This is a genomic window from Psychromonas sp. B3M02, from assembly GCF_003318165.1.
Taxonomy (GTDB): Bacteria; Pseudomonadota; Gammaproteobacteria; order Enterobacterales; family Psychromonadaceae; genus Psychromonas.
Window position 1 is genome coordinate 39,880 of the sequence record NZ_QOCB01000140.1, and the last position, 13,148, is coordinate 53,027.

The 13,148-nt window shown below is 39.1% G+C and carries 10 protein-coding genes; 8 read left to right on the forward strand and 2 right to left on the reverse strand.

What is annotated here, in order from left to right; translation table 11 throughout:
* Positions 1–153: 153 nt before the first annotated feature.
* The 3 genes from thiB to thiQ are packed head-to-tail and all read left to right on the forward strand — an operon-like array spanning position 154 to position 3,503.
* Positions 154–1,155, forward strand: a complete 1,002-nt coding sequence (gene thiB / locus DS885_RS15585) for a thiamine ABC transporter substrate binding subunit (RefSeq protein WP_258546928.1) — start codon at positions 154–156, stop codon at positions 1,153–1,155.
* A 22-nt stretch (positions 1,156–1,177) separates the two neighbouring features.
* The gene (gene thiP / locus DS885_RS15590) at positions 1,178–2,800 is read left to right on the forward strand and encodes a thiamine/thiamine pyrophosphate ABC transporter permease (protein WP_258546929.1); all 1,623 of its coding nucleotides are present in this window, start codon (positions 1,178–1,180) and stop codon (positions 2,798–2,800) included.
* Entirely contained in the window at positions 2,793–3,503 is a 711-nt protein-coding gene (gene thiQ, locus DS885_RS15595) for a thiamine ABC transporter ATP-binding protein (protein WP_113820336.1), read from the forward strand. Before thiP ends, thiQ begins: the two co-directional genes overlap by 8 nt.
* A 13-nt stretch (positions 3,504–3,516) precedes the next feature.
* On the opposite strand, the gene cra is transcribed toward thiQ, so the two are convergent.
* On the reverse strand, positions 3,517–4,512 hold the full coding sequence (gene cra, locus DS885_RS15600; RefSeq protein WP_113820337.1) for a catabolite repressor/activator: 996 nt from the start codon (positions 4,510–4,512) through the stop codon (positions 3,517–3,519).
* Positions 4,513–4,764: 252 nt separating this feature from the next.
* On the opposite strand from cra, the gene fruB reads away from it, so the two are divergent.
* From fruB to fruA, 3 genes are read left to right on the forward strand one after another with little or no spacing between them, the layout of a single operon-like run.
* Positions 4,765–5,898: a fused PTS fructose transporter subunit IIA/HPr protein gene (fruB, locus tag DS885_RS15605; RefSeq protein WP_113820338.1), complete on the forward strand. Its 1,134-nt coding sequence runs from the start codon at positions 4,765–4,767 to the stop codon at positions 5,896–5,898.
* A gap of 2 nt (positions 5,899–5,900) precedes the next feature.
* Complete coding sequence (gene pfkB, locus DS885_RS15610) at positions 5,901–6,863, forward strand: 1-phosphofructokinase (protein ID WP_113820339.1); 963 nt, start codon at positions 5,901–5,903, stop codon at positions 6,861–6,863.
* A 30-nt stretch (positions 6,864–6,893) separates the two neighbouring features.
* Positions 6,894–8,633 (forward strand): PTS fructose transporter subunit IIBC, encoded by a 1,740-nt coding sequence (fruA, locus tag DS885_RS15615; protein WP_113820340.1) that lies wholly within the window; start codon positions 6,894–6,896, stop codon positions 8,631–8,633.
* 92 nt (positions 8,634–8,725) lie between these two features.
* Here fruA and proB read toward each other — a convergent pair whose 3' ends face one another.
* Complete coding sequence (gene proB / locus DS885_RS15620; RefSeq protein ID WP_113820341.1) at positions 8,726–9,826, reverse strand: glutamate 5-kinase; 1,101 nt, start codon at positions 9,824–9,826, stop codon at positions 8,726–8,728.
* Positions 9,827–10,426: 600 nt separating this feature from the next.
* Between proB and ahpC the strand changes: the two genes are divergently transcribed.
* Positions 10,427–10,984, forward strand: a complete 558-nt coding sequence (ahpC, locus tag DS885_RS15625) for an alkyl hydroperoxide reductase subunit C (protein ID WP_113820342.1) — start codon at positions 10,427–10,429, stop codon at positions 10,982–10,984.
* A 196-nt stretch (positions 10,985–11,180) separates the two neighbouring features.
* Positions 11,181–12,776, forward strand: coding sequence for an alkyl hydroperoxide reductase subunit F (gene ahpF, locus DS885_RS15630; protein ID WP_113820343.1), 1,596 nt, complete (start codon positions 11,181–11,183; stop codon positions 12,774–12,776).
* Positions 12,777–13,148: the final 372 nt, after the last annotated feature.

Sequence of the window (13,148 nt, forward strand, 5' to 3'; positions counted from 1 at the left end):
TATTGATTCACTCTATAGAAAAGAAAAGCGATCTTTAGATTGCTCAAGGAAAAGTAATCAATCACAATGCACGACTATTGGCTTTTTGATAAATAAGAGCCTCTTTATTCGATATAATCGATACCCTCTAAACAACTATAAATGGATGACATAGTGAAAAAGAATTTTACAAGGTTATTAATCTCAGGGATTTTGATGTTAACACCGGCATTAGCTGCTGCCGAACAAGAAAAATTAACAATTTATACCTATAGCTCATTTGCTTCTGAATGGGGACCAGGCCCAAAGATTGAAGCATCATTTGAAGCCTTTTGTGATTGTGATTTAGAGTTTATTGCCTTAGATGATGGTGTGACAATTCTTAACCGTCTTCGCCTAGAAGGTGATAGTAGTGAAGCTGACATTTTACTGGGTTTAGATGATAGCTTGATGGCAACCGCCAAAAAAACAGGTTTATTAGCAAAACATAATATTGATTTGATGCCTGTAAATGTTGAAGACGGCTGGAAGGACGATACCTTTGTTCCTTTTGATTACGGTTATTTTGCCTTTATTTACAACAGCGAAACATTAAAAAATCCTCCTAAGAGTATGAAAGAGTTAGTGGAAGAGCGAGATGATCTGAAAGTGATTTATCAAGATCCACGTACCTCTACCCCTGGTTCAGGTTTAATGCTGTGGATGAAAACAATTTATGGTGACCAAGCGCCAGAGGCTTGGAAAAAGCTAGCTGAAAAAACCGTAACAGTGACCAAAGGCTGGTCTGAATCCTATAGCATGTTCTTAAAAGGTGAAGCAGACATGGTACTGTCGTACACCACTTCTCCGGCATACCATATGATTGCCGAAGGTAAGCAACAATATGTTGCTGCTAGTTTTAGTGAAGGTCATTACCGTCAAGTGGAAGTGGCTGCTATTGTCAAAAATAGCAAACACAAGCAACTAGCCACTACCTTTATGAACTTTATGTTAAGTGATGCTTTCCAGTCTGAGATCCCTACAGGAAACTGGATGTACCCGGTGACTAATGTGTTATTACCTAATGAATTCGAACAGCTTACTTTGCCGGTTAAAATGCTAACCTGCGATAGTAATGAAGTAGATAAATACCGTAAAGCATGGACTAGAGAGTGGTTAACTTCTCTAACGGATTAATCGCCTAACAAAAGGTGTGAGAGTGATAATTAAGCAAATTAAAAAAGTTCAGATTCCTGGGTTATTGCTCTCACTTGGCATTTTTGTGTTTGTATCGATGGCAGTGGGGACGCTATTAACCCATTCATCTGATCTAGATATAAGTGTAGTCTGGTCAGACCCTTACTATCAGCACATTACTAAATTCAGTTTATATCAGGCATTTTTGTCTACTCTGTTAAGTGTGCTGCTGGCTATTCCTATTAGTCATGCTCTCTCTAGACGTTCATTTTGGGGGAAAAGCTTTTTATTAAAGCTGTTAGCCACTACCTTAGTATTACCCGTGCTTGTCGCTGTTTTTGGTTTGCTTGCTATCTATGGTAACAGTGGTTTGATTGCTAACCTGTTTGCTTACTTTGAGATGAAATTACCCTTTTCTATTTTTGGGTTAAATGGCATTTTATTAGCGCATGTCTTTTTTAACCTTCCCTTTGCTTGCCGTCTTTTTTTACAAGGCTTAAGCTCGATTCCAGAGCAGCAGCATCAGTTAGCCAGTCATCTTGGTTTAAAACATTGGAATAAGTTTCGGTTTGTTGAGTGGCCTTATATTGCAGGGCAAATTCCTCACACAGCAGGGTTAATCTTTATGCTGTGTTTTACTAGCTTTGCCACTGTCATGGCATTAGGTGGTGGACCCAAATCGACCACTATTGAACTCGCTATCTATCAAGCAATTAAATTTGATTTTGATTTACAGGCAGGTGCTTTACTAGCGTTATGGCAAATCTGTTTATGTGCTATTTTAGCTATCTTAATTCAAAAGGTAGCGCGTCCGGCTTTATTAACAACCAACTTTCAAGGTATCGATAATACCTTCCCTCATGACACGCTCTTGTCTAAGTGTTGGGATCTCTTTTGGATAGCAATGATCACCCTATTAGTGGTTCCTCCTTTAGCTATGGTGGTGTTCTCTGGTATTAATCATAAATTATGGATGGTGTTTAACGACCTTGGTTTTTGGATGGCATTTAAGAACTCAATTGTGATTGCGGCTTTTGCTGGGATGATTGCGGTTATTTTTGCCTTCTTTATTCTGTTAGCCAGTCGCCAATGGCGTTTAGTAGGGTTAAACAATAGAGCTGATAAAGTAGAGATGTTAGCCACGATTATTTTAGTGACTCCAGGGTTGGTTATTAGCACTGGGTTGTTTTTACTATTACGAGAGTTCTCAAGTTTGTCTTCTCTCTCCTTATATATTGTGATTGCTGTGAATGCCTTGATGGCATTACCTTTTACACTTAAAAGTTTAGCTGTGCCTATGTTACAAAATGCGCAAAAATATGAATTACTGTGCAATAGTTTAGGTATCTTTTCATTACATCGTATTTATTGGGTGGAGTGGAAATCATTAAAAAGGCCTATCTTGCAGGCTATGTCTCTGAGTTTTGTTCTATCCATTGGTGATTTAAGTGCGATAGCGCTATTTGGTAGCCATTCTTTTAGCACTTTACCTTTATATCTATTTCAACTTCTTGGGAGTTATCAGTTAGAATCTGCTGCCGTTGTTTCCTTGGTTTTATTATTATTAAGTGTGGGGACTTTTATGGTCATCGAAAGCCTATTTAAAGAAACACAACCCCATATAAAAAGAGCAAAGCATGATTGATTTTTCACAGGTCCAATATCACTATCATCAACAAAACTTTACCTTTGACTTACAAGTTGAAGAAGGCAGTATCGTTGCTATATTAGGGCCAAGCGGTGCAGGGAAAAGCACTTTATTGAATTTGTTGACGGGTTTTATTACCCCGAGCAAAGGGGATATTAAGATCCATGGAAAGTCGGTATTAAACCGTGCTCCACATCAACGTCCTTTGTCTATTTTATTTCAAAATAATAACCTATTTAGCCACTTGTCTGCCTTTGATAATATTGGGCTAGGTTTACACCCTGGGTTAAAGCTCAATGAGAAACATAAGAGGCGTTTACAAACTGCTGCATTACAAGTAGGGGTGGAGGATTTGTTAGACCGTCTGCCATCGCAGTTGTCTGGTGGTGAGCAACAACGTGTTGCATTGGCGCGCTGTTTTGTTCAACACAAGCCTATATTATTATTAGATGAGCCATTTTCAGCGTTAGACCCTGTATTACGTGTTTCTATGTTAGAGCATGTTAAATCTTTAGCTGACTCTGAAGGCGTGACCATCTTAATGGTGACACACCATATTGGTGATGCTCGTGCAGTCGCATCTGATTTTATATTTGTTGACCAAGGTAAAGCGCTCGCAGTAGATAACATTGCCAACTTAACGACTCAGCACGCAAATAAACGTTTAAGATACTTTTTAAGTGCGGAAGAAAACCAATAAACAGTATCTTTTATTAAAGATCATGACTGTTTTGACGTATGACTATTTTCCTTGGAATTAACTCAACACCAGTTTGATAGCGTTTTGCTGATGCATTCAGTGCGAGCGCTAATGCACTGTCTGCAATTAACTCAAACTGTTGTGGTAGGGAGTTTATCTTTATTGGTAGAAAGTCTAACAAACGATTATCACCAAATGTGCCTAGCTTCAGTTTATCCATTAGTGCAGGTTGCTCAATTAACACATCCAAAATACCTTCCAATAAAGTATAGGAGGTGACAATAATGGCATCTGGTAGTTTATTTTCGGCTATCCACGCACTAAAAATCGCTTTTCCCGACTCACTATTAAAATTGTCTCCATAATCACTAATGGCGATTAAACCTTGTTCTTTTACTTGGGCTTCAAAGCCTGCATGACGTTGCCGAGAAATATTAAGGTTAGGCAGAGCACCGATTAAACCAACAGATTTAACCTGATCGGAAATTAAAGACGCAGTTAGTTCATAAGCACCATCAAAATCTTCACTGATCACACAACTAAAATGTTCATCATCTAAAGCGCGGTCAATGGCAATGATCGGCGTACCTTGTTGCTGGATAGGCAGGTAGTAATCACTGCTATCGGTTAATGAGCTAGCTACAAATAGCGCATCAATACGGCGGCTTAATAAAGCTTTAACCAAGTTTCTTTCGGTTTCTGGATCATCATCCGAACAGCCTATTAATATTTGATAGCCCGCTTGACGTGAGTTTGACTCTAGTAACTTAGCAAGTTTGGTATAACTGCTGTTTTCAAGATCTGGAATAATTAAACCAAAAGAACGACTACTTCCAGCACGTAATGATGAAGCGGCATGGTCAGGACTATAATTATGCTCATTAACCACAGCCATCACTTTTAATTGGGTCTTTTCACTAATGCGGTACTTTTTCGCTTTACCGTTAATAACATAACTTGCAGTGGTTTTTGATACACCGGCTAACTGTGCAATTTTATCTAATGTCATGCTGAAAGATCCTTTTTTGTCGATGAGATCATATTAATGACGATCTCTTTTACTTACAGGTTGCATTATAAGCTGAATCGATTCACTATTAAAGCTGAAACGATTCAGTAACGTTATTAGCCTAATAAATACTCATAGGTATTCTTTTAAAAGTGGCTAAATAGAGGGGCTGAATTTTTTTGACTTAATAGCTGAATCGATTCAGTTGTTAAAGTTAAAGGCTAATTTTTATTAATAAAGAGGTTCAGGTTGATGCTGAAACTAACCAACGATGACATCACAATGGCACAAGCCGCAAAAGATAAAATAGCGGCGATTACCACAATTGCAGAACAACTAAATGAGCGAGGTTTAGTCACCAGTGAATATGTGACTGGCATGCTTAATCGCGAATTACAAAACTCTACCTACTTAGGCAATGGTATTGCTATTCCTCACGGTACAACAGATACACGTGATTTGGTTAATGAAACTGGAGTAGTCATTCATCACTTTCCTGATGGAGTGAACTGGGGGGATAACAATCTCGTCTATGTGGCGATTGGTATTGCCGCTAAGTCAGATGAGCATTTAGGTATTTTAAAGCAGTTAACTAAAGTCTTGTCTGTGGATGGCGTTGAAGAGAAGTTAAAAGCAGCAACCACTGAACAAGACATTATCACGCTATTAAATGGTGATGTGCAATTTGAAGCGGATTTTAACCAGCAGCTGATGCAATTAAATTTCCCTGCGACGGATATGATTCAAATGGCTGCCGTAGCGGGTGGTTGTTTAAAAAATCAAGACTGTGTAGCGCAACAATTTGTTGCTGAATTAGTCGTTAAAGCACCTACGCATTTAGGTAATGGCTTATGGTTGATTAGTGGTGACAAAGCAGTGAATCGTTCTGCGATGGCATTTGTTACTACCAGTGAACATTGTGAGTTTAATGGGGAAGTGGTGAAGGGGCTGATTGTGATTGCCGCTTGTAATGATACTCACCATGGTTTTCTTAAGACTCTTAGCCATTGCATATTCGAACAACAACAAGGTGAGTTGCTGATTGCTTCTAAAGATAAATTAATTGCTTACTTTACCAATCATGAAGAAGACGACATAAGCAGTGACTCAGCTTTAACAGAGACATTTAGAATTAATAATACGCATGGTTTACACGCAAGGCCGAGTGCAATGTTAGTGGCAACAATTAAGCCATTTAGCGCCAACATTATGGTTAAAAACCTCGATGGAGAAGATAAAACAGTGAATGCTAAAAGCTTAATGAAAGTGATCGGCTTAGGCGTTAAGTATGGCGATAGATTACAGTTTATTGCTGATGGTGACGATGCGAAACAAGCGCTTGCTGCGATTAGTGAAGCCATTGTTTCTGGGTTGAGTGAGGGATAAAAATGAGAGATATAAATAATAAAGTAGTCACTATCACTTTAAACCCTGCATTAGACCTCACCGGCAGTGTTGGAAAGTTGAATTTAGGCTCAGTCAATTTAGCAGAGGAAGGTTCCTTGCATGCGGCAGGTAAAGGGGTAAATGTTGCGAGAGTACTTTCTGACTTAGGGGCGGAGGTAACAGTAACAGGCTTTTTAGGGCGAGATAACGATGCACTATTCAGTACACTTTTTTCTGATATGAGTGCTGATGATCAATTTATTCGCGTGGACGGTGCAACACGAATCAACGTGAAGCTAGTTGAAGAAAATGGCCAAGTCAGCGATATCAACTTCCCTGGTGTACATGTTTCTGAACAAGCGATTAAAGCCTTTGAATCTAAGTTGTGGGCATTAGCTGAAACACATCAGTTTTTTGTACTCGCTGGAAGCCTTCCAACAGGTATTACGCCTGAATTGTGTGCAAGTTGGATTAAAAAACTACATGAAATGGGCAAAAAAGTCATTTTTGATAGTAGCCGTGCTGCGTTAGTCGCTGGCTTAACTGCACAGCCTTGGTTAATTAAACCTAATGATGAAGAGTTATCTGAACTCGTTGGAACAAAACTGACTTCCGCACAGGCTTGCCAGCAAGCTGCAGAGGGTTTAGCTGCGAAAGGGATCGATAATGTGGTGGTCTCATTGGGCGAAAAAGGCGTGATGTGGCTAGCTAAAGATCAGCAACAGCAAACTCAATGGTATTTCTCTCAACCACCTAAAATGACAGTAGTTAGTACTGTGGGTGCTGGAGATACCTTAGTTGCTGGCTTATGTTGGGGTCACATGCAAGGCTGGCAAGCTGAACATATTTTATCCTTTGCCACTGCACTTTCAGCATTAGCTGTATCGCAGGTTGGTGTGGGTGTTGAGAGTCTCGAAAGCGTTACTGAATTACAACAAAAAGTAACGCTGAATAACCTTTTTTAATCGTTTTAGAAATTGAGTGAAGGATTGATTATGAAAAATATAGTGATGGTAACTGCCTGCCCAAGCGGTGTTGCAAATAGCATTATTGCCGCTGGTTTATTGAAAAAAGCAGCACAAGCCTTAAACCTAGAAGCCGTTATTGAGTGCCAATCAAGTGTATTACCAGTGGATACGTTAACTGAGCAACAAATTGCAGATGCTGATGCGGTATTGATTGTAAGTAATGGTGCAGTCGATAACAGTCGTTTTGTTGGTAAAAAAGTATATCAAGGTGATATCTCTGAATGTACTAGCGACCCAAAAGTGTGGTTAGAAACAGCGTTAACTAAACTAACCGTATTAGATGCAACTCAAGTGACTGAGGTATCTTTGTCTAAAGCTTCTGAAGCTGGTAATGAAAAGCATATTGTTGCTATCACTGCTTGCCCAACTGGGGTTGCGCATACTTTTATGGCGGCGGAAGCATTAGAAGCGGAAGCTGAACGTCAAGGTTATACCATCAAAGTGGAAACTCGTGGCTCAGTGGGAGCAAAAAATCAATTAACCGATCAAGATATTAGTTCTGCTGATTTAGTGATTATTGCTGCTGACATTGAAGTGTCATTAGATCGTTTTAATGGCAAACGCTTATATAAAACCAGTACAGGCCTTGCGTTAAAGAAAACCCAAAAAGAAATTGACAAAGCCTTTGCTGAAGCGAGTATTTATCAAGGAACTGGAAAAATAAATAGCGCTCCTAGTGAAGAGAAAAAGGGCGCTTATAAGCACCTTATGACGGGTGTATCACATATGTTACCCGTGGTGATTGCAGGTGGTTTATTAATTGCCTTGTCCTTTGTTTTTGGTATTGAAGCCTTTAAAGAGGAGGGCACCTTAGCGGCCACCTTAATGGATATCGGTGGTGGTGCGGCCTTTGCGTTAATGATTCCAGTTTTAGCAGGATTCATTGCCTTTTCTATTGCAGACCGACCTGGGTTAGCCCCTGGTTTAATTGGCGGCATGTTAGCAAGTCAATTAGGTGCTGGTTTTCTTGGGGGGATTGCCGCTGGTTTTATTGCGGGTTACGCAGCTAAGTTTATTGCTGACAAAGTATCACTACCGCAATCAATGGAAGCATTAAAACCTATTTTAATTATTCCGTTTTTAGCGAGTTTAGTGACCGGTCTAGTGATGATCTACATTGTAGGTGGTCCGGTGGCAGCAATTATGGCGGCATTAACAGAGTTTCTAACCAATATGGGATCAACCAATGCCGTGTTACTCGGAATAGTGTTAGGTTGTATGATGTGTTTTGACCTTGGTGGTCCAGTTAATAAAGCGGCATATACCTTTGGTGTTGGTTTACTAGCATCTCAATCATACGGTCCAATGGCTGCGATTATGGCGGCAGGTATGGTACCGGCATTAGGCATGGGCTTAGCGACTTTCTTAGCTAAACAAAAGTTTATTGCAACAGAGCAGGAAGCGGGTAAAGCCTCTTTTGTATTAGGCTTATGTTTTATCTCTGAAGGTGCGATCCCATTTGCAGCAAAAGATCCAATGCGTGTCATTCCAAGCTGTATGTTAGGTGGTGCAATCACAGGCGGTTTATCTATGTTATTTGGTGCGCAGTTATTAGCACCTCATGGTGGATTGTTTGTTCTGCTTATTCCAAACGCAATTACGCCGGTATTAATGTACCTAGTTGCAATTGCAGCCGGGACGCTAGTGACTGGTTTCACTTACGCTTTCTTAAAAAATAAAGCAGATGTACAAGCAGCTAGCGCTTAAGTATGACCGCTATAAACTAGATTGCTAAAACTAAAAAGGGGATAACGATTTAATCGTTATCCCCTTTTTTTAATCACTCTGATTAAGCGTAATTAATCAGATGCTTCGTGCTCTAATACCGCGATATTTTTATCTGATACTAGTGGGCCTGTTTGATGATGAGCATCAGTTTCATCTTCAGTAATATAGTTAAGTAAGCAACTACTGTAGTTAGCTTCCGCTTTAGCTACATGTTTACCGTCATCACTGCGGATTAAAATTGTATCACCGGCAGAGAACTCACCATGAACTTCAAGGATTTCATTACTCGTTAGTTGATCACAGTGTTCATCTAATGGATATTCAAAGCCATCTTCAATAACTACTTCACCTTGTGCTTTAGATGTATGTGTCATCCAATGTAAGTCTTCTTCCATTGGTTTTGCATAAGGGGCAAAAATAGTACCTGGGTTTTTACCTAAAATTAATTGCTCAAATGAGTGTTCTTTGAAGCCATTAATAATATAAGTTGTTAGACCATGTGATGTTGCTTTTTCTGCAGCTTCAATTTTAGTCTGCATACCACCCGTGCCGACACTGCTGTGTGCGCCACCGGCCATATCGAAAATACTTTGGTCGATAGTATTTACGTTTTTAATCATTACCGCATCGTCATTGGTGTGCGGGTTTTTGTCGTATAGGCCATCAATATCAGAACAGATAATTAACGCATCTGCATCCGCCGCTGCGGCTACCATGGCAGATAGGTTATCGTTATCGCCTACTTTTAATGCATCGGTTGTTACTACATCATTTTCGTTTACAACCGGTAAAATACCATGGTCAAGTAATGCGAAGATTGTTTCACGTACACTGTCGTAACGCTCTCTATCTTGGAAATCACCATGGGTTAATAAAATTTGTGCAGATGGGAAATCAAAGAAGCGATCCCAAGCAGCCATCATTTCGTTTTGACCGGCTGCGGCCATTGCCTTTTTAATAGGTAATGAAGGCTTATCGATGTTACCAAAGAAGTGAGCGCCTGCTGCTACTGAGCCTGAAGAAACCAGAATCACCTCTGTGCCTCTGTCTCTACATTGTAAAATAAATTTGGCGATATGTAATAGGTAACGAGAACTACAGCCTTTTCTTTCTGGGGCTATTAATGCACTACCAACTTTTAATACAATTCGATTCCACTTATGATTTTTCATATTTTCTCTTTTAGCTTTTTTACTGCATTACTCTTTATTCTGATGTAGACGATTAATCGCAAGAGTAAGAAGCGATTAACTGCTTTAGATAACTATGTTATGTCGGCAATTTCATAGCTCTATTCGGATAATAATATTGTTAGATTGTGTTTTAGGAACGGATGGAACTTGGAGGGGGAAGGTTTGTTGATATACGATAATTTCTCATGAGAGCCATTATTTTATGTCCTGCCTTACTAGGTTGATTCAAAGATTAATTACATAAAAAAAAAGGTCTTAAATATGTAATTGCATCTAGTGTAACATATTTATAACAATTTTTTGTTTAAATTTTAGTCACAGAGAATAGACTCGTTAAATAGTCGAAAGTTCACGCTTTCTTATAAACCCACTTTTACTTACGGTACTTTTATTTTATAATTTAACGCCAATTGTCACAAACCTGTCATATGGCTGCAAGAAACAAAAAATAGTCATTGGCTATTAAACTCATTGAAACTAACAATTTTACCTATTGCGACTTTTGTCACATAATGCACCTCATGGACTCGGGGAACGAGTTCAAATAGTAAATAACCCAAACTTAATAGGAATATCAAAATGATCAATACTAAATTGAAACCATTCAACGCAAGTGCTTTTAAATCTGGTGAGTTCGTAGAAATCTCAGAGCAAGACGTACTAGGTAAATGGTCTATCTTTTTCTTCTACCCTGCTGACTTCACTTTTGTATGTCCTACTGAATTAGGTGACGTTGCTGATCACTACGAAGAGCTACAAAAACGTGGTGTTGAAGTTTTCTCTGTATCTACTGATACTCACTTCACTCACAAAGCATGGCACGACAGTTCAGACACTATCGGTAAAATCAACTACTTCATGGTTGGTGACCAATCAGGTAACATCACAAATAACTTCAACGTTATGCGTGAAGGTCAAGGCCTTGCAGACCGTGCTACATTCCTAATCGATCCAGAAGGTACAATCCAAGCAATGGAAATCACTGCTGAAGGTATTGGCCGTGATGCTGAAGACCTACTACGTAAAGTTAAAGCTGCACAATACGTAGCTGCTCACCCAGGTGAAGTATGTCCAGCTAAATGGAAAGAAGGTGAAGAAACACTAGCTCCTTCTCTAGACCTAGTAGGTAAAATCTAAGTCTAAAAAGCTAAGCAATTTTATTATTGCTTAGCACTAAATAGACCTTAGTCAGCAAGGCTGAGGTCATTTAAAAATAGATTTTTATAAAGCATTATTGACGAGAGAGTCGATTTTTAAATTAAACCAATTTGCTTATTCACGTTTTTTATTAAACGTGCACAAACACAGCTATCAAAATTAAAAGGGTGGAATTATGTTAGACCAAAATATGAAGGCGCAATTAAAAGCGTACTTAGATAACTTAAAAACAGAAGTGAAACTTGTTCTTAGTCTTGATGATAGTGAAACAGCTAAAAAGCTTAAAACACTAGCTACTGATATTGCATCACTGCATGATAAAGTATCTGTAGTAGAAGATCAATCAGCAAGTACTCGTAAACCAATCATGCAAGTGGTTAACCCAACTAAAAATACCGCTATCGGTTTTGCTGGCTTACCAATGGGTCACGAATTTACATCATTAGTATTAGCATTATTGCATACTGGTGGTCACCCAATGAAAATTGATGCTGAAGTGATTGAACAAGTACGTAACCTTGAAGGTGATTTTAACTTTGAAGTGTTCATCTCTTTAAGCTGTCAGAACTGTCCAGATGTTGTACAAGCATTAAATATGATGGCTGCGATTAACCCAAGCATCAAAGCAACTATGATTGATGGTGGTGCGTTCCAAGATGAAGTTGCAGATCGTAACATCATGGCGGTACCAAGCGTTTATTTAAACGGTGAAGTCTTCACACAAGGTCGTATCACATTAACTGAAATTTTAAGTAAAGTTGATACTGGCGCTGTGAAAAAACAAGCTGCAGCACTAAACGAAAAAGAACCCTATGAAGTATTAGTTGTTGGTGGTGGCCCAGCGGGTGCATCTGCAGCAATCTATGCAGCGCGTAAAGGTATCCGTACTGGTGTTGTTGCTGAACGTTTCGGCGGACAAGTAATGGATACAATGGCCATTGAAAACTTTATCTCTGTTAAAGAGACGCAAGGTCCTAAATTAGCTGCTGCTCTTGAAGAACACGTAAAAGAATATGATGTAGATATCATGAACGAACAGCGTGCTGATTCAGTCGTTGCTGCAGAAAAAACTGAAGATGGTTACATCCACGTTTCTTTAGAGAGCGGTGCAACATTAAAAAGCCGTAGCGTTATCTTATCAACAGGTGCTCGTTGGAGAAAAATGAACGTACCTGGTGAGCAAGAGTACAGCAACAAAGGTGTTGCTTACTGTCCTCACTGTGACGGGCCATTATTCAAAGGTAAAAAAGTTGCGGTAATTGGTGGTGGTAACTCAGGCATTGAAGCGGCAATAGACTTAGCTGGTATCGTAGCTCACGTAACTGTTTTAGAGTTCGCTGACACACTACGTGCTGACCAAGTACTAGTAGATAAAGCAAACAGTATCGCTAATATCGATATCATTAAAAGCGCACAAACTACTGAAGTAATTGGTGATGGTACACGTGTTACTTCACTTAAATACCTTGACCGTGTAAGTAATGAAGAAAGTGAAATTGAACTTTCAGGTATCTTTGTACAAATCGGCCTAATGCCAAACAGTGATTTCTTAAAAGACAGCGGTGTTACTTTATCACCACGTGGCGAAATCGAAGTAAATGCAAAAGGTGAAACATCACTACCAGGTGTATTTGCTGCAGGTGATGTAACAACCGTTCCTTACAAGCAAATCATCATTGCAATGGGTGAAGGTTCTAAAGCAAGTCTAAGTGCATTTGACCACTTAATTAGAACACCAGCACCAGTAGCAAAAGTAGCTAACGTAGCTTAATTTGCAATAACAGTTTTTGTTATGGCCATTCACTAAGTGGCTAATTATAACAACAGGCCAAATACCCATGTATTTGGCCTTTTTTGTTTTTAGTTCCCTACCATTCTACTTTTGTTAACACATCATCTTATAGTCTCTTGTAAACATAATATTAGTCTGGATATATAACCTGTTGTGAACTCGCTAGTTTATTCAATAACTAATACCAATTGTATTAAATAACTGATCTAAATTTTGCGCCGGAAAAATGGCTTAGTTTGAGGCGTAAGTTGATGTAAATGGTTGTTCCCTATACGAAACTTACAACGAAAAAATAAGTTGTTTTAACAAGTAAAATAGATCAGTTACTTACTATGATTGGTATTATTCAAC